Raw genomic sequence first — 22,355 nt, forward strand, 5'->3', positions numbered from 1 at the left:
ATTAAATATTTTTCATACGAAAGAACTATAAGTGTTTTATTTTTTATATTCTATTTGGTAATATTGTGGTTTGTATTACCTGTATCACTCGCGATTTTTTTGTCATTTTCTACTTATCCTGTCATAAAATTTCTTCACTCTTATTGTAGAATTACCTATTGGCTTGCAGCAATTATTGTGGAAGCACTTATACTAGCTTGCGTTTTTCTTCTCGTTATCATATCGATAAACAGTATTATTCTTGTCTTCCCTGAAATAAGAAATACATTACAAAATTTCCCGCTTTTCAATGAATATGAATCAATGTTCATCCAAGTTTTAAAGGAAAAATCGCTTTCTATTTTCGATTCAATCTTTTTATACACGGCTAATATTTTCCAACTATTCATGAAGCATGTAATTGAAGTATTTATATTCCTTGTTGCTTACTATTTCGCCCTATTGGAAACACGCAAATCCCGCTATTGGTTTTTTCAATATGTGCCAAAAAAATTCCGCAATGAATGGCAAAAGCATTTTTCTAAAATAATGCAGCTATTTCATTACTTTTTGTACGTAGAGTTTCAGCTATTCACAATTACACTGCTCATTCTTTGTGCGGGATTTATGATTCTCCAATTTGAACAAGCCATCATTAAAGCTTTTATAGTTGCATTTGCAGATGTACTTCCGTTCTTCGGGATTGGCGTATTCCTTGTACCCATGAGCGTTTATTTTTACTTAAAAGGCAATACCTTTTTATGTGCAGCTATTTTACTTTTGTATCTCTTCGTTCAATTAACAAGGCAGCTAGCTGAATCCATGCTTTGGTCAAATACATTACAATTACGTACATTCCATACTTTTTTCATCAGTGCTGCCTCTATTTTATTATTTGGTTTTTACGGCATTTTACTGAGCCCTATATTTTTATTTTTAGCGGTTAAACTAAAAGATAATGCTATTTTTGAACGATGATAAATTGACCTTTTTTCATTTTTTTCCGCATCCAATAATAAAAGATTGGCTGGAACATTTTACGAGAAAAAGGCATAAGTAATAATAAACCAACAAGATCAGTTATAAAACCCGGTAATGCTAGAAGTACACCACCACTGAAATTTAAAACTGTGTCAACTAATGCTGGCCCTGGAGCTTCTCCGCGTGCTATCGTATTTTTTACCTTTTGTACAGAATTCATACCTTTATTTTTCACTATATAAATACCTATAATACTCGTAGCGACTATAAGCAATAATGTATTTAGAACACCAATATTTTGACCAATTACTATTAATAACGCCAACTCGGCTAATCCATAGACAATGAAACCAAGAAGTACTTTTCTCATATTTTTCTCCTTTCTAGTTGAAAAGACTATACCTTTTATACGTTATTATAGCCCATTAAGTTTCATTTAAAAAATAATGGGTCCAATTTAAGGAGACGATGACGTTATTCTTTTTATAGTAAATCTCATTCCATGAGAGGAATTTTTATTTAGTAAAGTAAGTTTAAACTAGGCAAAATTAGCCCATCACCATAACGTGGGGTTGATTTCCGTTCCGGCTGGGCGCTTTGTTGCTGACGCTACAGAAAACATTTGTTGCTGACGCTTCGCTTTCGCACAGAAAACATTCGCTGCGCTCCAGGGTCTCGGGCCAACAGATGTTTTTTGCGCGAAAGCGTGAGTGCAACGTAGCGACAGCAGCACGATGTTGCACGAAGGCGTTATCACAGGATGTGATGCTTTTAGCCTTCGTTCCTCTATTGCTCATCCCCAAGGAGTCGCCCAGCCTCCACTCCAATCAACTTATACACACGACATATTTCTAACAAAATGTCATTCCTAGATTTCGGTGAAAAAACGCAAAATGCTATTTACTTCTTTACTATAAGAAAAGCTCTAGTGCAAATAGTTGCACTAGAGCTTTATCTTATAGATTAAAGAACACTTGCATGCCCTTTGTAAATAACGCCTGTTTCAGCATCCATTGTAATTTCTTGACCGTGGCGAATCAATGTAGTCGCTTCTTTTACTCCGACGATAACAGGGATACCAAGGCTAAGTCCTACAACCGCTGCATGACTTGTTAGCCCGCCCTCCTCTGTAATCAAACCAATACAATTTTCAAGTGCTGGCATCATATCACGATCTGAGCCAACTGTTACTAAAATGCATCCGTCTGTATCATATGCTAGTGCCTCTGCAGCATTTTTGGCAACAACTGTTTTGCCTACTACTGAAGCTTTACCAATTCCTTGACCACGAGCTAATAAATCTCCGATAATGTGTACCTTCATTAAGTTAGTAGTACCTGCTTCACCAACTGGTACACCTGCCGTAATGACAACAGCATCACCATGCGTTACGAAACCATGCTTCAAGCTTTCATCAACAGCTAGTTCTAAAATTTCATCTGTTGTCGTAACTCGTTGACATACAACTGGGTTCACACCCCAAACTAATGTTAATGCGTGAGCTGTATTAGCAGAACCTGTCACAGCGACAATCGGTACACCAGGACGATATTTTGCAATCATTCTAGCTGTGTTACCACTTTCTGTTGGTGCTAGTACTGCCTTCACACCTAAGTTAATCGAAGTGTATGCTACTGCCTGAGAAATCGCCTCAGTCATGTTTGCCTCTTTTTCACGACTACGTGTAGAGACGATTGCCTTATAATCTAATGAATTTTCTGTACGCTGTGCGATTTTATTCATTGTTTGTACGGACTCTACTGGATAAAGCCCTGCTGCCGTTTCACCAGACAACATAATTGCATCTGTACCATCGATAATTGCGTTTGCTACGTCACTAGCCTCTGCTCGAGTTGGACGTGGATTACGCTGCATCGAATCTAACATTTGTGTAGCTGTAATAACTGGTTTACCTACTTGATTACATTTTAAAATTAATTTCTTTTGTACAAGTGGTACTTCTTCTGCTGGAATTTCTACCCCTAGGTCACCACGCGCTACCATTAATCCATCTGAAACTAAGATGATTTCATCGATATTATCGACACCCTCTTGGTTTTCGATTTTCGGGATAATTTGAATATGGTTACCACCATTTTGTTCAAGTAATTCTCGAATTTCTAGTACATCCTTTGCTCGACGAACGAACGAGGCTGCAATAAAATCAACACCTTGTTTAATACCGAATAAAATGTCCTGTGCATCTTTTTCTGTAATTCCAGGAAGCTGTACAGAAACGCCCGGCACGTTAACACCCTTTTTATTTTTTAAGATACCTGCATTTTCAACAATCGTATGAATAAGTCCTTTTTCCATATCTTTTGCTAATACACGTAATTGAATAAGTCCATCATCTAATAAAATAATGGAGTTTTGCTCTACGTCCTCGATTAAACGATCGTACGTTACAGAGAAGCTTGACTCAGTTCCTTCAACTTCAGTCATTGAAATATCAATTACTTGCCCTGCTGCTAAATGCAATTCTCCGTTTTTCATATTATGCGTACGAATTTCTGGACCTTTTGTGTCGAGTAAAATCCCAACTGGTTTCCCAAGTTTTTGTGCTACTTCGCGAATTAAATTAATACGTACTTCATGCTCCTCATGAGAACCATGTGAAAAGTTTAAGCGGGCTACATTCATACCTGCTTCAATTAGTTTCTCTAAAACTTCTGGTGACTCACTTGCCGGACCAATTGTACATACGATTTTTGTTTTTCTCATTTTCTGCCCACTCCGTTTTTATGACAAATTATATTGATAGTTCTTTCATTAAAGTATATAAACTTACATCTGCCTCATGATTTTTTTCGAAAGCCTCAGGCATATCGTAGTCAATAACTTGATGATTGCGGATACCTACCGCCCTGCCAGATTTTCCTTCCATCAGCAATTCAACTGCATGTGCACCAAATTGACTCGCTAAAACACGATCACGCGCAGTAGGTGAACCGCCACGTTGGATATGTCCAAGAACAGAAACACGCGTTTCTTTTCCTGTTTTTTCATATAAAAGCTTCGCCAATTCGTTACCAGACATGACACCTTCAGCGACGATAATAATGCTATGCTTTTTCCCGCGAGCTGCACCACGGTCTAAGCGTGCCACAATGTCATCCAAATTATAATCTTCTTCTGGAATTAGAACTGTTTCAGCACCAGCTGCAAGACCTGCCCATAAAGCAATGTCCCCTGCATCTCGCCCCATTACCTCAACTATAAAGGAATTTTCATGGGAAGTTGCTGTATCTCGGATTTTATCAATCGATTCCACGACTGTATTTAGTGCAGTATCGAATCCTATAGTATACTCGGTTCCAGGTACGTCGTTATCAATTGTTCCCGGTACGCCTACAACAGGAAAGCCTTTTTTCACTAAATCCATAGCTCCACGGTACGAACCATCTCCACCAATAACGACTAGTCCTTCAATGCCAGCTTCACGCATATTATCAATGCCTCGCTGCTGAACAGCGTCTTCTTTAAATTCAGGACATCTTGCTGAATTTAAATGGGTACCACCACGTTGAATAATGCCACCTACTGAACCTAAATCGAGATTTTCCATATTACCCTTTATTAAGCCATCATAGCCATGCTTAATTCCGACAACATCAATTCCATGATATGCTGCTTTACGAACGACTGCACGAATGGCTGCATTCATTCCTGGTGCATCTCCACCACTTGTTAATACGGCAATTTTTTTCATTGTCGAACCTCCTGCAGATACTATTATTATTCACATTAACATGAAAAAACAAACTATGTAAGGGTTCTGAGGCTAGAAAAACATAACTTTTACATAAAAAATAAAAAGAATGCGCTTTCACACACTCTTTCTATTCAAAAATATCCGAAATTTAACATTTGTTCAATATATTTCACATATTTTTTCGTGCTATTCACTCTTATTTTTTATGAATATGAATTATAATTTCTAACTATTTTCGAGCAAATTTACATATCCAAAAACTTAAAACTGTAATTTAAGCTTCTGTATATTGTCCAATCTTTTTAAATTTCTCATAACGATCTTCAATTAATTGTTGGCCATTTAAACAATTCAATGCTTTAAGTGTATCACTTATACATTCTTTTATATTAAGTGCTTGTTTCGCTACATTGCGATGTGCTCCACCTGTAATCTCAGGGATAATTCCATCAATAACACCAAGCTCTTTTAAATCAGGTGCTGTTATACGCATTGCTTCTGCTGCTTGCTTCGCTAGGCTACCATCACGCCATAAAATCGACGCAGCCCCTTCTGGCGAGATAACCGAATAAGTTGAGTTCTCTAACATAAAGACACGATTTGCTACACCTAATGCAAGTGCACCGCCGCTTCCGCCTTCCCCAATTACGATAGAAATAACCGGCACTGTTAAGCCCGCCATTTCGACGAGATTTCTAGCAATCGCTTCACTTTGACCGCGTTCTTCTGCTGCTTTACCCGGATAAGCACCTTTCGTATCAATAAAACAAATAATTGGACGCTTAAACTTCTCAGCCTGTTTCATTAAGCGTAATGCCTTACGATATCCTTCAGGGTGTGGCATACCGAAATTTCGACGGATGTTTTCTTTAGTAGATTTTCCGCGTTGATGTCCAATAATTGTTATCGGCTGTCCCTCAAAAAAAGCAATTCCTCCAAGAATAGCTGCATCATCACCAAATGTACGATCACCATGTAACTCAATAAAGTTTTCACACATAGCCTCTATATATTGTAAAGTTGTTGGTCGTTCTGGATGTCTAGCAACCTGTACGCGATCCCATGGCTTCATATTGGCGTAAATAGATTGTTCAAGCTGTGTTAGACGTGTTTCAAGCTTTTCGATTTCGCCTGTCATATCTACATCTGCTTCGGTAGCAATCGTTTTTAATTCATCAATTTTTTCACGTAATTGTACTACTGGTTCTTCAAAAGCTAAATTTTTAGACATGTTGCACGCCGCCTTTCGTATGCATTTTTACAAGCACTGCTACTTGGTTTCGTAAATCTTTTCGATGGAAAATGGCATCAAGCTGACCATGCGCTAGTAAAAATTCTGCCGTTTGGAAATCACTTGGTAGTTTTTCTCTTACTGTTTCTTCAATTACACGACGACCAGCAAAGCCAATTAATGCTTGTGGCTCCGCAATATTAATATCTCCAACAGAGGCAAAGCTCGCAGAAACGCCACCTGTTGTAGGATGCGTGAGTATTGAAATAAACAATAGACCCTCATCACTATGACGTTTTAATGCAACACTCGTTTTTGCCATTTGCATTAATGATAGTACGCCTTCTTGCATGCGCGCTCCGCCACTTGCAGTAAAGATAATAAACGGTACACGTAATTCAGTAGCTTTTTCAATGGCACGTGTAATTTTTTCTCCGACAACTGAGCCCATTGAACCCATACGGAAATGAGAATCCATAATTGCTACTACAATTTCTTCTCCATCAAGGGTGCCTATTCCTGTCAATACAGCTTCATTTAATCCCGTTTTTTGTTGATCCGCTGAAATTTTTTCAACATAAGCAGGGAAATTAAGCGGATTACTTGTTTGTAAATGATCGTCCATTGAAACAAATGAACCTTCATCTAAAAAGCATGCAACGCGCTCCTGTGCTGTCATTTTGAAATGATGGTCACATTTCGAGCATACTTTATTATTTTTTTCTAATTCCTTCGTTAATTGAATGTGACGGCATTCTGGACATTTTGTCATAAGTCCTTCTGGAAATCCCTTTTCTTGTCCATCCTCTTTCTTTTTCGTAAATAAGCTGCGAATTGCCATGTTTGACTCCCCCTTTGTTGTCTAATTACTTCGTACAGTCTTCATCCATTGCTCGTAAGCTTTTAATGCTTCTTTTTCATATCCTAGCTGCATCGATTTCAACATTGTTTGAATGATTAATTTTTCTTCTTCTGTTGAATTTCGATTTAATCGGTCACCGTCATAAACTGCTAACTGAAACCATACTTTTAGTGAAAGACGATTTCCTGACGTGATTATTATTTCCCGTAAAACGTCCCGACAATTAATCGCGCTTTCTATCTCTAGCTTTACAAAAAAACTGTCCCACACAGGTAGTGTTCGCAGAGTCTCTGTACAACTTATTACGCGAATAGCTTCCTTTTCATGAATTTCTCGCGTTAATTCGACATCCTTTTTCGATTTTTCATCTTCTAATATAAACATCGACAGTATTTCCACTAGCTGATGTTTATGTGAGGAAGCCAGGAAAGTACCTCCCCCATGTTTCGTTTCAATAAGACCTAACAATTCTAAGCTTCGCAATGCCTCTCTCACGGAGGATCGCCCGACACCTAGACGTTCTGAAAGGACTCGTTCGGAAGGCAGCTTTTCACCAGCCTGTATTTTTTCTAATTTTATAAGTTGTCGTAATTGTTGGACGATATCTAAAAAAACTTTCTTTTGTTCGGTTTTTTTATCCATACGATCAACTCCTCGTTCTATCAATTTTGCCTTAGATTATTTGTAGCTGTCACACAGATACCAAAGGCTTTATCTTCATTCAGCAGGTGTTTGGAGACCTATTGAAAAGAAACGAAACCCACCACCTTCAAAAGATGGAATCTGCTACTGAATGAAAACAAAAGTGGTCTGACCACTTTTCAACATTGACTCTAGCTTACAAAATAATTATTAAAAAGTAAAGAAAAAACTGCATAAAAGATTATGCAGTTTCTAAATTTTTCTTCAATTTCATATTCTTTTCGTCGTTTGCGCATGTTTTACTTTCACTTGAGGTTTACCAAAGCGCCTTTCAAGAGTTCCCTCAATGTAAAGCATTTCGTCTATTAGTAACAGCTCTTGAACAAGATGGAAAACTTGCGGGAATAAGGTTACAGATACTGTTCCAAACTCATCCTGAAGCTGAACAAAAGCCATTTGCTCACCTTTTTTTGTGCGTATTTTTTTTACTTCTTCTATTATGCCGATCATTTTTACATACGTTCCCTCACGAGCGTGCTTCAACTCTCGGCACGTACTATTTACTTCATTCCAAAAAGCTCTTTCCTCTGAGACCGGATGTGCAGAAATATAAAAACCAAGACTTTCCTTTTCATAAAGTAATTTTTCCTTTTGTGGCATCGCTTCCGCTTCCATATACTTCGGCTTACCAAAACTAAAGGCAGTAGCAGATTCGATATCAATATCTTCAGTTGGTCTTAGCAGTTCAGCATGCTTTAAGGCTGCCTCCAATGTAGCTATTAGTACAGCACGATCTTTACCTATATAATCAAGAGCTCCAGCAAAAATTAAAGATTCCATTACTTTTGGTTTAAAATGCTGCGCACTTAAAGCAACTGCTAAGTCAAATAAATTATCAAATGCTTCTGCATTCGTTTGGCGTAAGGCATTTACCTTCTCTATAAATGTATGAGGCACTCCCTTTATTCCTGATAAACTATAGCGAATTCCATCCTTTTCAACCATAAAAAACTTTGTACTCTGTTTTAATGACGGTGGATAAAATGGAATCCCTTTCTCTTTCGCCTCACTCACAACCTGTAGAATTTTCTCCACATTTCCTGTTGCATTTGATAAAAGTGCTGTATAAAAGCTTTGTGGGAAATGTGCTTTTAAATAAGCCATTTGGTAGGAAATAACGCTGTATGCGACAGCATGGCTTTTAGGGAAACCATAGTCTGCAAAGCGCACAATTAATGCATACACTTCTTCTGCCACATGAACGTCAAAGCCTTGCTTCATTGCTCCCTCTACAAATGCGGCACGTTGCTCCTCTAATACTTGACGATTTTTCTTACTTACTGCCCGACGCAGTAAGTCTGCTTGTCCCATCGTAAAACCAGCCAGCACCGAAGCAATTTGCATAATTTGTTCTTGGTAAATTATGACACCGAACGTCTCACGTAATATAGGTTCTAACGCTGGATGGAGCATAGTAACCGATTCCCTTCCTGCTTTTCGTTTTGCATATACAGGAATAAAATCCATTGGACCAGGGCGATATAACGCGTTGACTGCCACTATATCTAAAAAATGATTTGGATGAATATCACGTAAAGCTTGCTTCATACCTTCCGATTCTAATTGAAAAATTCCTAATGTATCGCCCATTTGAAGAAGTTGAAATGTCTTTTCATCTTGCATGGGAATAAGCTCAAACTCGATCCAAGGACCGCCAGATTTATAAATCGACCAACGAATCTGCTCTAAAATTGTCAGGTTGCGCAATCCTAGAAAATCCATTTTGACAAGCCCACTAGCTTCTACATCTCCCATCGGCCATTGCGTACAATATACGCCATCATGGCCTTCTTCAATCGGTATCGTATTGACTAATGGTGAAGGCGACAGCACAATCCCAGCCGCGTGAGTAGAAGAATTTCTTGGCAACCCTTCTAGTTTTAACGCCACTTCAAACCAGCGCCGATGTTTTTCATCCTCGGCTAGCCAGCCTTGTAAACCTTGTGATTCGGTCAGTGCTTTTTGCAATGTTATCCCAGGTTTATTCGGAATCATTTTTGAAATTTTCTCCAATGTTTCAGCGTCAAAACCAAAAACACGAGCAACATCTCTAGCAACTGCCTTAGCAGATAAAGTACCAAACGTAATAATTTGCGCTACATTTGCCTTGCCATATTTCTGAGTGACATATTGAATAACTTTTTGTCTTTTACTGTCGACAAAATCGATATCTATATCTGGCAGTGTAACACGTTCAGGGTTTAAAAATCGTTCAAATAATAAGCCATAAACTAACGGATCTACTTGCGTAATAGATAAGCTATAAGCAACAAGAGAACTCGCCGATGAACCACGACCAGGACCAGTTAAAATACGATTTTCTTTAGCAAACTGCATGAAATCTGCAACAATTAGAAAATAATCTGCAAAGCCCATTGTACAAATAATTTCAAGCTCATATTGAAGTCGCTCCCGATAAACTTGAGGAATTTCAGTTTGCTTTAAACGTTCTACCAACCCTGCAAAAACCTTTTTGACAAGTAGGCTTTCGGCTGTTTCACCTGTTGGGACAGGAAATTTAGGCATTTGTACATGCATTTCAGGAATTTCCGCCGTACAGCTAGCAAGCATCATTGCACTAGACTCAAGCCATTCTGGATAATCAGCAAACCAACTTTGCCATTCCTCTTTCGTTGGAGCGAAATAACCTTGTAATTGAGCTGATAACATTGTATCGGTAATCTTGTCACCTGAATCTATTGCTCTTGCAACCTCAAAGGCAAAATGATCTTCTGGACGTAAAAAATAGCAGCTGTGAGAGGCAACTACAGTTATGTTCATCGTTTCACACCATGCTACATACGCTTCTTCTTTTTCTGCTATCATTCCTGCAGGTCTTGCTATACCCATAAATAAACGGTTACCAAATACCTTGTTTAGAGCACTTGCTACTTCAGTCCAATCCTCAATTTCTATTAAGTTATCCGAAGAAAGTAATGCCACACAGCCAGCTGCATATCCTTCAAGCCATTTCCAAGGAAGCGCCTCATCCTCCCGAATTGAAACTGCACTACTAATCTTTAAAAGATGCTGGTAGCCTTCTTGCGTCTGAGCATAGAGCACAAGTGGAACCTTTCTTTCTTGCCACTGTACATTTATCGTGAGCCCTATTACAGCATGAATATTCGCTTGCTGCAATGCTTTACAAAAAGGCAAAAGCCCGTACAATTTTGAATTGACGATTGCACAGGCCTGAGTATTTTGCTCTTGTAAAAAAGGGATCAATTGTTCAAGACGAATCGTACTTTTCAATAAATCCGCACTCGTATGCATTTTCGTGTATACATGTGTCAAATGAATCCCTTCCTTTCTAAGTTTACGTCAATAAAGCAACCGCTTTATTAATACGCCTTACAAATTTCCTGTAATCGTGTTATTACACGCTCTGCTTCTTCCCATGAGTAGGCTGTAGCCCCAGATGCAAGAGGGTGTCCTCCACCGTTAAATTCCTTCGCCAAAGTGTTAATGATAGGGCCTTTTGAACGTAAACGCACTCGAATTTGATCGACCTCTTCAATGAAGACCACCCATGCACAAATACCTTTCACACTTCCCAGACAGCCAACTAACAATGACGCCTCTGACGGTACAACATTGAATTCTGCCAGCAATTCCTTTGTCAGCTTGATATGTGCTGCTCCATACGCATCCATTTTGAAATTTTGATAAATATAGCCCTGTAAATTTAAAAGCTTTTGCTCCATTTCATACATTCCATCGAAAATTTGATTTCGATCAAAATTATATGTAATAAGCTCTCCTGCAATTTTAAACGTTTTTACGGTCGTGCTAGGGAATTGGAAACGTCCAGTATCCCCTACAATACCAGCAAATAATAATCTAGCGGAGGCATCGGGTAAAATCCAGTTTGCTACTTGTTTCCCTTCCTCAAAAAGCTCATAAATCATTTCACTACAAGAGCTCGCATTCGTATCCACCCATAGTAAATCACCATACGGATCATCATTTGGATGGTGATCTATTTTTATCATCATTTTTCCTTTAGTATAGCGTTGATCGTCAACACGTTCAGTATTAGCCGTATCTGTCACTATAACTAAAGCATCGTCGTATATATCATCCGTAATGGAATCTGGATATGCTAAAAATGATAAAGATTCATCATGCTCACCTACAGCAAAAACCTTCTTTTCCGGATAATTTGCTAAAATAAGCTCTTTTAACCCTTGCTGAGATCCATATGCGTCTGGATCTGGACGCACATGGCGATGGATAATGATTGTTTCATATGAAGCAATTGTGTCGATGATTTGTCTTTTCAAATTAATTTCCCCCAAATAGATAGTAATAACCGTTAGCATTTTTCTCTAATTATCGTTACAATAATGACTAGTTATGCTAGGAGGTTTACTATGCTCAATTTAATATTTGTATTTGCAATAATCATATCATTTGTTTTTTATTTTTATTTTAAAACAAAACAGTTTCGTTCTTCATTACCAATCGCTAAAAATTGGTACAAAAGCAAAGCCAATGTAAGTTTCGGTGCATTTATCCTTTTATTTGGTTTAAACCAAGCCTATTTATTCCCTGGGTTATATACATTTATTATTGTAGCAATTCTTATCGTTTTAGGCATCTTTGTTGTTATAGAAAATATTAAAAGGGTTCGCCACTACGGTCAATTTGTTGACGAGGAGTACCGAATTAACCAATAAATAATCAATTATGCACCGGCATAATTACGTTTGGAATCGGCTTTGTAATTAGGCCATCAGGTGTTTTTTGTACGACGTAGGGGGAGCGGCACTGATGCAGGTCAGTTAGCTGTGATAGACTAATAACTCCCCTCCGATTCCGTGACACCCGCTGAAAGAAGTGAAAGGGATGGTCTAGCATTTACCCTAGACCATCCCTTTTTGCGTTTTCTTAACGTTCCAGTAGTTGGAACATCATCATAGCCTTCCCAACAAGCATTTGTTGATTAAACACTTCGAAGTCCATTTTCACAAACTTACGACTCATATCTAATATTCGAGGCTTTACAGTAAGTGTACTTTCCATTTGCACAGGCTTAATGAAATAAATCGTCATGTTTTCGGCAACTGCATCCCCGCGTTTACGGCGCTTTAATGCGAATGACCCTACTTCCGCTAACAAAGTTGTGAATGCTCCATAAGAAATTGCACCGTATTGGTTTGTCATTTGTGGTGTTACTTTAAATTCTACGATCAATTCTTCATCGCCAAGTACCTTCATCTCGTTTTTCACTAAATCATCAATCGTTTCACCATGCTGCGGTTGTCTTTGAGCAAGCTGAAGCGCTTTTAGTACATCTTGTCGACTAATCACACCTTGCAATATATTGTCATCATCCACAATTGGTAATAGGTCAATCCCTTCCCAAATCATACGATGTCCTGCAGAAGCAACGCTCATTTTCATCGATCCAGCAATTGGATTTTTTGTCATAACCTTATCAATTAGCTCGGTTTCTTCTCGACCGATAACGTCTTTTACGGTAATCATCCCAACAAGCTTATTGTTTGCTGTAACAACAGGAAATGCACCATGAGTTGTTCGTTCATTTAGCTTTTGGAAATGATGAATTGTTTCATCATTTCGAAGAACAGAAGTATCCGTCATCGGCACATAAATATCTTCAATAAATAAAATATCTTTTTTGATTAACTGGTCATAAATTGCACGGTTAATCATTGTTGCTACGGTAAAGGTATCATAGCTTGTTGAAATAATCGGTAAGTCCAAGGAATCTGCAAGTAACTTGTTTTCCTCAGTTGTATCAAAGCCCCCTGTAATTAAAACAGCAGCACCAGCTCGCAGTGCATTTTCATGTGCTTTTATACGGTTACCAACGATGAGCAAGCTTCCAGCATCTGTATAACGCATCATATCTTCTAATTGCATGGCACCGATAACAAATTTCGTTAACGTTTTATGTAGACCTGTTTTTCCACCTAAAACTTGGCCGTCTATAATGTTAACTATTTCAGCGAAGGTTAATCGCTCAATATTTTCTTTCTTTTTCTTCTCAATACGAATTGTTCCAACACGTTCAATTGAGCTTACTAAACGGCGATTTTCCGCTTCTTTAATAGCACGGTATGCCGTTCCTTCACTCACCTGCATTTCCTTTGCAATTTGACGTACTGAAATTTTATCACCTACGGGTAATGATTCGATGTATTGTAAAATTCTCTCATGTTTTGTAGACAAAATATCACCTATTTCTCAAGCATCAAATTCTGCTCTTAGTGTACCATATTTTTTATTAAAATATTTAATATAAAATGATAATTTGTTTTACTTTTCCCATCGTTTCAACTACGCACGTGGTGCCAACTCATATAGTACAGCAGTGTCACAAATTAGGAACAGTTAACTTTTTCACCTACTTTTAAAATTTGAACCTCTGCATTTTGCACTAAATCTGCAAAATTTTGTGGATCCTGCTCGATTGGAGGGAATGTATTATAATGAATTGGTACAACAATTTTCGGCTTCAAAAATGAAACTGCACAAGCCGCATCCTCTGGGCCCATCGTAAAATTATCACCAATCGGTAAAAATGCAATATCAATAGGATGGCGTTCTCCTATTAATTTCATATCACTAAACAAAGCCGTATCCCCTGCATGATAAATCGTTAAGTTTTCGATAAATAATAAAATTCCAGCAGGCATCCCCATATATATAATTTCATTATTTTCTGTTACAAATGACGAACCGTGGAACGCTTGCGTGAACTTCACTTTACCAAAATCAAATTCCTTAGCTCCCCCTATATGCATTGGATGCGTTTTCACTCCTTGCCAAGAAATCCAATTGGCTAGCTCATTCGGTGCAATGACAAGCGCATCTTTTTTCTTCGCAAGCTCGATTGTATCACCGACATGATCATTATGGCCATGTGTAAGTAAAATAATATCTGGAGCCTCATCAGCAACCTTTAAATCTGTTAGCCCATTCCCGTTAATGAATGGATCTATTAATATTGTTTTCCCATTTGATTGAATTTTAACAACTGAATGTCCATGATAACTAATTTCCATATAAGTTTCCTCCCCGCAGTACATATTGTGCTACATCATTTTTATTCGCTATCCATGCGATTTTTCCCTTTTTTTGATATGCTAGTACAGAGAATAATAGATTCTTTCCTAACAGAGGTATACCTTGTAGGAAACAATTATTCATTTCGTTGAAGCCCCATGCTGGGGAGGCTATTATTTAGCCAAGCACTTGAAATTTTTTTCAATGCACTAAGAGGAGGAACTGTGTATGTTAAAGGTTGAAGAAATTCAAAACTATTTACAACAAAACCAAATTGATGCCGCTTTCGTAACGACACCTGATAATGTTTTTTACGTTTCAGGCTTTAAAAGTAATCCGCATGAGAGATTACTTGGCGTGATGATTTTTAAAGAGGCAGAACCTTTTTTAATTTGCCCAAAAATGGAAATCCCAGATGCGAAGGATGCAGGTTGGCCTTATGAGGTCATCGGTCATCAAGATACTGAAAATTCAATGGAAGTTCTTGCCCAAGCTATTAAAGCTCGTAAAATTAACCCACAAACATTTGCTATTGAAAAAGCTCAGCTCATCGTAGAGCGTTTAGAGGCCCTACAACAATCATTCCCGCAGGCTAGTTTTGTTCGTCTTGACGAAAAAATCAATGCAATGCGAGTAATTAAAGATGAAACAGAATTAGAAAAATTACGTAAAGCTGCAGAACTAGCAGACTATGCTATTGAAATCGGCTGTAAAGAAATTGCTGAAGGCAAAACAGAAATGGAAATCTTAACTGCGATCGAAAGCGCTATTCAGGATAAAGGCTGCAAGATGTCCTTTGAAACAATGGTATTGAGCGGTCCAAAAACAGCCTCTCCACACGGTAAACCAGGTGCTCGAAAAATAGAAAAAGGCGATATGATATTATTCGACCTTGGCGTAATTTACGACGGTTATTGTTCTGACATTACACGTACGGTTGCCTTTGGTGAACCTAGTGAGGCACAAAAGGAAATCTACAACACAGTATTAGCCGCTAACACAAATGCAATCGCAACTGTAAAACCAGGTGTTCGCGCAATGGATTTAGATAAAATCGCTCGCGATACTATCACTGACGCAGGCTATGGCGAATATTTCACACATCGACTTGGTCATGGACTAGGCATTTCTGTACATGAATTCCCATCTGTTACAGGCGCTAATGAAATGACTATGGAAGAAGGCATGGTCTTCACAATTGAACCAGGTATCTATAAATCCGATGTGACTGGTGTCCGCATTGAAGATGATGTGGTAGTAACAAAAGATGGCGTAGAAATACTTACAAAATTCCCGAAAGACTTGATTGTACTGTAAGTTTATTTAAGGAAAAGGAAGCAACCGACATGGTGCTTCCTTTTTTAGTATAAAGTATAGCTCTTCCGCAAAGGGTTGATTTCCGTTCCAGCTGGGCGCTTTCCTGGGGGCGTCCGATGAGCCGCTTCGCTGCAGGGTCTCGGGCCAACACGAGGTTGATCACGAAGGCGTTATCACAGGATGTGATGGTTTTAGCCTTCGTTCCTCTATCGCTGATCCCCAAGGAGTCGCCCAGCCTCCACTCCAATCAACTATCTCACATAGTGTGTATCTTCTTGCATAGCACTCTAATTTATTCCCGTGGGAAAGCTAGACCCTTCCGGAGCGGATGTTTCTGTGCGATAGCGTAGCGGCAGCAACAAATGTTTTAACTGTGCGATAGCGTAGCGGCAGCAACAATCTTTCCTGTAGCGAAAGCGAAGCGACAGCTACAAAGGCCTAAGTCGGAACGGAGCCATAGTTCTTCAACAATACAAAAGGAAGCACTCATCATTAAACATAGTGCTTCCTTTTGTTATGTTACTTATTGAATTAATTCATCAACATTTACATATGGCAGACCTTGAGAATCTGCAACAGCCTTGTAAACAAGATGTCCTTCTATAGTATTAACACCTAGTTTTAGTGCAGCATTTTCAACACATGCTTGTCTGTAACCTTTATTCGCAATTTGCAGCGCATAAGGAATTGTATTATTTGTTAAAGCAATTGTTGATGTACGTGGTACAGCTCCTGGCATATTTGCTACCGCATAATGTACAACTCCGTGTTTTACATAAGTTGGATCATCATGTGTCGTCACTCGATCAGATGTCTCAAAAATTCCGCCTTGGTCAATAGCGATATCGACTACTACTGAACCCGGTTGCATTGACTGAATCATTTCCTCAGAAACAAGCTTTGGTGCTTTAGCTCCAGGAATTAAAACTGCCCCAACTACTAAATCTGAGTTTTTCACTGATTCTGCAATATTATAAGGATTCGACATTAATGTTTGAACATCACGGCCAAACAAATCCTCTAATTGACGTAAACGCTCTGGGCTTAAATCAATAACCGTTACATCAGCACCCATACCTACAGCAATTTTTGCCGCATTTGTTCCAGCTATACCGCCACCGATTACCGTTACTTTACCGCGAGGTACACCCGATACACCACCTAATAAAATACCTTTACCTTCATGATTCTTCTCTAAGAATTGTGCACCAATTTGCGTTGCCATTTTACCAGCAACCTCACTCATTGGTGTTAAAAGTGGTAAGGATCCATTTGCTAATTGCACTGTTTCATAAGCAATGCCTACAACTTTTTTATTTAAAAGTGCCTGCGTTAATTCAAGCTCTGGCGCTAAATGTAAATAAGTAAATAAAATTTGACCTTCATAGAAGTAATCGTATTCTGATGCTACGGGCTCCTTTACTTTCATAATCATTTCTTGTGCCCATGCTTCTTTCGCTGTCTCAACAATATGAGCACCTGCAGCAACGTAGTCTGCATCTGTAAAGCTTGAGCCTAAACCTGCTCCAGATTCAATGTACACTTCATGACCTGCATTCGTTAATGTAACAACCCCTGCTGGTGTCATAGCTACACGGTTTTCATTGTTTTTAATTTCTTTTGGAATACCAATCTTCATCTTCCCTGTCCCCTTCCATTACCTAAAAAATAAGCACATTTTGTTACATACTCTTCGATGTATTGATGCACCCCTTGCACTTCCATATTACCAAACATAAACAAAAAATGCTTTAATTAAAATAATAATAGATAAAATTTTTAATATTCTAACAAAGGTAAACATTTCAATTAATATATTGGTAATTAGTTATTCTGGTCGATATGAGATTTCCTGTAGAATGCCTCGAAAGTAACAAAAAAATTGCTTTTTGATAGTATTATTTATTTTTTTGTGCAAGTAAATGCCTTCACTTCTTCACATTTTTTATGACGGAAAGTATTTCCTTTAGAAAATCATTTGGTATAATCAACATATACAAATCAGGGAGGTAATTCAAATGGCTAATAAATATAAAAGCATTGTAGTCGCAGTAGACGGTTCTAAGGAAGCTGAATACGCTTTCCGTAAATCGATTGATGTAGCAAAACGTAATGAAGGTGCTGTATTAAATTTAGTAAATGTTATTGACACACGTTCTTTCGCTGCAATCGAAGCATATGATCGTTCAATTGCTGAGCGTGCACAAGCATTCTCTGAAGAGCTATTAAATGGTTACAAAAAACAAGCTGAAGAAGAAGGCTTAACAAATGTTAACCTTGTAATTGAATACGGCTCACCAAAAAATATCATTACAAAAGAGCTTTCTAAAATTGTAGACGCAGACTTAATCATCTGTGGTGCAACTGGTCTAAATGCAGTAGAACGCTTCCTAATCGGTTCAGTATCTGAAGCAATTGTACGCTCAGCTAAATGTGACGTACTTGTAATCCGTACACCTGAAAATTAATTTTGTCTTACATAAAAGGTATCCTATTTTGGGTACCTTTTTCTTATTGTTGAAAAACCTTTATGACTTTAAGAAGTGCAGCGGGTGATTGGCGTGAAGACTGGGCGACTTCTTTGGGATTAGCAACAGAGGAACAAAATTAATCCTCTCGTTTTTGCAGCGACTCGAAGTAAAAGCTATTTTATATTTATTCTTTTAGCGACAAACTAAAAGGTATCCTATTTTGGATACCTTTTATACTTATTTCCCTTCTTGCCACATCTTCACTTTTTCGAAGAACATAGCAAGAGCTTGTTTATTTTGCATGTTTGGTACTTTTGCTAATAATACTTCTTTTGGAGCATTGAATTCCTTACCTTGCTTTTGCAAAATGACAATGCTCTTTTCAAGTGCTTTATTGGCGAACATTGTATCCGGCAATTGAATAATCGCTTGAATCCAAGCATGCTTTTGAATGTATTTATGCAGTTGTTTCGACTGCTCAGACTCGAAGAGATGGGTTGGTGCTAAGAAAAATAAGTAGCCCCCATCCTTTGTGTAATTAATGGACTGCTCAATAAATAAATGATGTGCATAGCTCATTCCTTCTGAAGCGCATAGTTCATAATCTAATGCGACATCTTCATTCGGATAATACCCGACCGGTAAATCACAAACAACAGCATCTGCAGGATTTACTAATAAATCTTGTAAAGCATCTTGACGGAATAGGGAAACGGGCTGCTCTGTCAAATCAGCTGTAGCAGCAGCTATACGAATAAGTAACTCATCAACTTCTACACCTGTAGCTTCCGTTTTTCCGTCTAATAAATTCATAACTGTTAATAGTAAATTTCCTGTACCTACTGCTGGATCTAAAATAGATATTTTTTCTGTTTTTAGTCGCTCTGCAAATAGTTGCTCCACAAAATAACCAACTAATAATCCAAGAGTATCTGGTGTCATTTGGTGATTCGGCTGAGAACCTTTTCGCATCCCCTTTAAAACAGCAATTTGAATTGCTTTGCGCACATCTTCCTTTGTAGCACCGTCTTGTGAAAAGTCAACTTCCCCATCTAACCATGCCTCTAAACCATCTAAAATCCCCTCTAGTAATGTAACATTATGTTCTTTTTCTATTTTTTCAGCATGTTCATTTAGCATACCAAATAACTTTTCGATATTTTCCATACATAACTTCCTTTCAAGCAGAAAAGAGCCGTGACAAAAACTTGTCACAGCCCCTTTGTCTAGTAATATCTTAGCCTAATATCAATAAATTATGCTAGTGCTTTGACAGCTGCAATTGCCGCTTCATAGTCTGGATGGTTTGTTGCTTCAGGAACATATTCCACATATGTCACTTTGTCATTTGCATCCACAACAAACACTGCACGCGTTAGAAGGCGTAATTCTTGGATGTAGACACCGTATGCTTCACCAAATGAAAGATCACGGTGATCCGAAACTGTTTGAACAGCATCAATGCCTGCTGCACCACACCAACGTTTTTGAGCAAATGGAAGGTCAACAGATACGGTATAAATAACTACATTATCCCCTAACTTTGCTGCTTCTTCATTAAAACGACGTGTTTGTGCGTCACAAACACCAGTATCTAATGATGGTACAACGCTAAATAAACGAATTTTCCCCTCTGAATCTTTTAATGTAACAGGTGATAGATCATTCGCTAATACAGTAAAGTCTGGTGCTTTGTCTCCAACTTTTACTTCGTTACCTACAAGTGTTACTGGGCCATTTTTAAATGTTACTTGTGCCATATAAACGCCTCCTAATCTTCATATGTACATAATATTACTAAATGGAGGGAATTAATTGCAACTGAGACAGCTCATCAAAATAGTTTTGAAAGAATTTTCTCGAACCTGTTCTACCATAATTGCTTATGGTTGCACCATTTCTGCAAGCTCATCACCATAATATAGGGTTGATTTTCGTTCCGACAAGCGATGAGCCGCTTGGAGCAGGAAATGTTTTTTGCGCGACAGCGAAGCGGCAGCAGCAGGGTGTTAGTAATGAAAACGTTATCACAGAACGTGATAAATTTTCCTCTATTGCTAATTCCCAAGGAGTCACCCTGCCGGAACGAAGTCGTTAAATGTCATCCCAACTTTCGGGACTTTTCTCCAATGAACTAATCATTAATCACCTCTACCATCACAAAAAAAGCTGTCTCACCGTAATGAGACAGCTCAAGCCATTATTCTTCGTTATGTTTTTCCAGCTTTTCAGGTTCTGGTTTTTCCTCTAGAGGTGCAGATTTAGTCTTTTCCTCTGTGATTGGCAAATATGATTGCACAATATCTTTTTCAACATAAACTTTTTCATGAACGACTGTTGTATCCGCGAAAAAATCATGTAGACCTTGATTGTTTGGTAAAATGCCTACAAGAATATAAAGTGGCATGAAAATGCTATTGATGATACGCCCTATCCAATCACGGAATAACACATCTGACCAAGTCAGCTTATCATGCTTTAATGAAATAACACGCAATCCAAATATCATTTTCCCTAATGTTTGCCCAAAAAACTTCGTCATTAATACGAAATAACTGTAATAAAGAATAGCAGATAAAATCGAAATCGGTGCATACCATACAGTCTCAGATAATGACCAATCCATTAAATAAAAAATTGGGTTAACGAGAATTCCACCTATAGCTGTAATAACGAATCCATCTAATAAAAATGCCCAGAAACGTATCCAAAAGCCTGCCGTTTTTAACGCATAATTTTTATTCGTAATTGGCTGATTTATTAGGAACGTATTCTCCATAGAGGGTGAACCTTGCATAACAATATCATTGTTTGTCATTGTACTCCCTCCTTAGTTTTCGCCATATAAGTACATCATTTTTGGCGCTTTATAATCTGCCATAATTTTCATCAACATTTTTTCCTCTGCTGAAGGGCCAAACATTGATCCAATCTTCATCCCAACATATGATGGCCAACCACCCGTCTCATATGAATACTCAAATAATTCTGCATCCTCTAAACTAAAGTCTTTACGCATTGCAGTGATTGCTGCTTCCTCATCGCCAATCTCATCTACTAAGCCCGCTTCCAGAGCCTTCTTACCACTAAGAATTCGACCATCGGCAACTTTTTTCACATTAGCTTCAGACATATTACGACCTTTTGCCACAATATGAACGAATTCCTGATATGTTTCATTAATCATGTCTTGCATCATAGCACGCTCTTCTGGTGTTACTTCACGCATTGGGCTAAGCATATCTTTATGTTCACCAGATTTAAACGTTTCATATTTAATCCCAACTTTTTCTGCTAACGCCTGATAATTAATAGATTGCATAATGACACCAATCGAACCTGTAATTGTATCACGTTGCGCAAATATTTTATCTGCAGGCGCTGAAATATAATAACCACCTGAAGCTGCCATCGAATCCATAGTTACATAGATTGGAATTTGTCTCTCTTCTTTAATTTCCATGAGTTTTTTATAGATTTCAGCTGATTCCTTTACTCCGCCACCTGGTGTATTAACACTTAAGACGATACCTTCCACAGTCTTATCATTTAAAATATTTTCTAATTGATCTAAGAAAAATTGATGATCATAAGAAACTGGTTCCCAAAACGTACTTGAGCCAACATCTTGAATCGTACCGTCAACCTTTAAGTATGCAATACGTTTATCCATTTCGCCGCTTTCTTTAACTTCTTCCATCAAAGTTAAATCGTTTCCCGCCACCAAGCTATCAAAATTACTAAAGAAATTCGATTTAAAAATTGCAAAAATTGTGTTGATCCCTAATGAAAACAATAATAATACACCTGCAATTATTAAAGCGGTCCACCTTTTACCATTCATATCTTTCCGCCTCCTCATAACGTTATACGATTGATATCCAAATTTGTTTCATACTTATTGCAATAATATGCTTAGCACCATAACATGGGGTATACTTTTAACCATTCCAATCCACTTATAAACTAATTACACGTTTTGCAAATACCATTTTTTAGTAACCAACCAATACTATGCAATAAATTTAACCAATCCAGCTTATTCAACCTATACTACATTAT

At 38.0% G+C, this 22,355-nt stretch carries 19 protein-coding genes; 4 read left to right on the forward strand and 15 right to left on the reverse strand.

What is annotated here, in order from left to right:
• On the forward strand, positions 1-957 hold a 957-nt coding region (locus PVA17_RS17320; protein ID WP_274068408.1), incomplete at its 5' end, for an AI-2E family transporter.
• Here the strand turns inward: PVA17_RS17320 and PVA17_RS17325 are convergent.
• The 8 genes from PVA17_RS17325 to PVA17_RS17360 form a co-directional block, all read right to left on the reverse strand.
• Entirely contained in the window at positions 941-1,330 is a 390-nt protein-coding gene (locus PVA17_RS17325) for an FxsA family protein (protein ID WP_132357194.1), read from the reverse strand. The genes PVA17_RS17320 and PVA17_RS17325 overlap by 17 nt on opposite strands.
• 593 nt (positions 1,331-1,923) lie before the next feature.
• Positions 1,924-3,684: a pyruvate kinase gene (gene pyk / locus PVA17_RS17330; RefSeq protein WP_132357195.1), complete on the reverse strand. Its 1,761-nt coding sequence runs from the start codon at positions 3,682-3,684 to the stop codon at positions 1,924-1,926.
• 28 nt (positions 3,685-3,712) lie between these two features.
• A complete protein-coding gene (gene pfkA, locus PVA17_RS17335; RefSeq protein ID WP_132357196.1) occupies positions 3,713-4,672 on the reverse strand; it encodes a 6-phosphofructokinase in 960 nt (319 codons plus the stop codon).
• A gap of 277 nt (positions 4,673-4,949) precedes the next feature.
• Entirely contained in the window at positions 4,950-5,906 is a 957-nt protein-coding gene (locus PVA17_RS17340) for an acetyl-CoA carboxylase carboxyltransferase subunit alpha (protein WP_132357197.1), read from the reverse strand.
• Positions 5,899-6,747 carry an acetyl-CoA carboxylase, carboxyltransferase subunit beta gene (accD, locus tag PVA17_RS17345; RefSeq protein WP_132357198.1) on the reverse strand — a complete coding sequence of 283 codons (849 nt, stop codon included), beginning with the start codon at positions 6,745-6,747 and terminating at the stop codon, positions 5,899-5,901. Before accD ends, PVA17_RS17340 begins: the two co-directional genes overlap by 8 nt.
• A 21-nt stretch (positions 6,748-6,768) precedes the next feature.
• Positions 6,769-7,410: a FadR/GntR family transcriptional regulator gene (locus PVA17_RS17350; protein ID WP_274068409.1), complete on the reverse strand. Its 642-nt coding sequence runs from the start codon at positions 7,408-7,410 to the stop codon at positions 6,769-6,771.
• Positions 7,411-7,680: 270 nt separating this feature from the next.
• The gene (gene dnaE / locus PVA17_RS17355) at positions 7,681-10,764 is read right to left on the reverse strand and encodes a DNA polymerase III subunit alpha (RefSeq protein ID WP_274068410.1); all 3,084 of its coding nucleotides are present in this window, start codon (positions 10,762-10,764) and stop codon (positions 7,681-7,683) included.
• A 47-nt stretch (positions 10,765-10,811) separates the two neighbouring features.
• Positions 10,812-11,753 (reverse strand): DHH family phosphoesterase, encoded by a 942-nt coding sequence (locus PVA17_RS17360; protein ID WP_132357201.1) that lies wholly within the window; start codon positions 11,751-11,753, stop codon positions 10,812-10,814.
• 90 nt (positions 11,754-11,843) lie between these two features.
• On the opposite strand from PVA17_RS17360, the gene PVA17_RS17365 reads away from it, so the two are divergent.
• Positions 11,844-12,149 (forward strand): YtpI family protein, encoded by a 306-nt coding sequence (locus tag PVA17_RS17365; protein WP_132357202.1) that lies wholly within the window; start codon positions 11,844-11,846, stop codon positions 12,147-12,149.
• A 211-nt stretch (positions 12,150-12,360) separates the two neighbouring features.
• Here PVA17_RS17365 and PVA17_RS17370 read toward each other — a convergent pair whose 3' ends face one another.
• Both PVA17_RS17370 and PVA17_RS17375 read right to left on the reverse strand, forming a co-directional pair.
• On the reverse strand, positions 12,361-13,668 hold the full coding sequence (locus tag PVA17_RS17370) for a DRTGG domain-containing protein (protein ID WP_132357203.1): 1,308 nt from the start codon (positions 13,666-13,668) through the stop codon (positions 12,361-12,363).
• A gap of 152 nt (positions 13,669-13,820) precedes the next feature.
• Positions 13,821-14,504 carry a metal-dependent hydrolase gene (locus PVA17_RS17375; protein WP_132357204.1) on the reverse strand — a complete coding sequence of 228 codons (684 nt, stop codon included), beginning with the start codon at positions 14,502-14,504 and terminating at the stop codon, positions 13,821-13,823.
• A gap of 229 nt (positions 14,505-14,733) precedes the next feature.
• On the opposite strand from PVA17_RS17375, the gene PVA17_RS17380 reads away from it, so the two are divergent.
• A complete protein-coding gene (locus PVA17_RS17380) occupies positions 14,734-15,822 on the forward strand; it encodes a M24 family metallopeptidase (protein WP_274068411.1) in 1,089 nt (362 codons plus the stop codon).
• 523 nt (positions 15,823-16,345) lie between these two features.
• On the opposite strand, the gene ald is transcribed toward PVA17_RS17380, so the two are convergent.
• The gene (gene ald, locus PVA17_RS17385) at positions 16,346-17,461 is read right to left on the reverse strand and encodes an alanine dehydrogenase (RefSeq protein ID WP_132357206.1); all 1,116 of its coding nucleotides are present in this window, start codon (positions 17,459-17,461) and stop codon (positions 16,346-16,348) included.
• Between the two features lie 379 nt (positions 17,462-17,840).
• Between ald and PVA17_RS17390 the strand changes: the two genes are divergently transcribed.
• Positions 17,841-18,290: a universal stress protein gene (locus PVA17_RS17390; protein ID WP_049667487.1), complete on the forward strand. Its 450-nt coding sequence runs from the start codon at positions 17,841-17,843 to the stop codon at positions 18,288-18,290.
• Between the two features lie 240 nt (positions 18,291-18,530).
• On the opposite strand, the gene PVA17_RS17395 is transcribed toward PVA17_RS17390, so the two are convergent.
• From PVA17_RS17395 to sppA, 4 genes are all read right to left on the reverse strand, one after another.
• Positions 18,531-19,460: a class I SAM-dependent methyltransferase gene (locus PVA17_RS17395; RefSeq protein WP_132357207.1), complete on the reverse strand. Its 930-nt coding sequence runs from the start codon at positions 19,458-19,460 to the stop codon at positions 18,531-18,533.
• Positions 19,461-19,549: 89 nt separating this feature from the next.
• Positions 19,550-20,053, reverse strand: coding sequence for a thiol peroxidase (tpx, locus tag PVA17_RS17400; RefSeq protein WP_132357208.1), 504 nt, complete (start codon positions 20,051-20,053; stop codon positions 19,550-19,552).
• A gap of 440 nt (positions 20,054-20,493) precedes the next feature.
• Complete coding sequence (locus PVA17_RS17405) at positions 20,494-21,111, reverse strand: RDD family protein (RefSeq protein ID WP_274068412.1); 618 nt, start codon at positions 21,109-21,111, stop codon at positions 20,494-20,496.
• Between the two features lie 12 nt (positions 21,112-21,123).
• Positions 21,124-22,137, reverse strand: coding sequence for a signal peptide peptidase SppA (gene sppA, locus PVA17_RS17410; protein WP_132357210.1), 1,014 nt, complete (start codon positions 22,135-22,137; stop codon positions 21,124-21,126).
• Positions 22,138-22,355: the final 218 nt, after the last annotated feature.

The organism is Lysinibacillus sp. CNPSo 3705 (assembly GCF_028674935.1).
Lineage (GTDB): Bacteria > Bacillota > Bacilli > Bacillales_A > Planococcaceae > Lysinibacillus.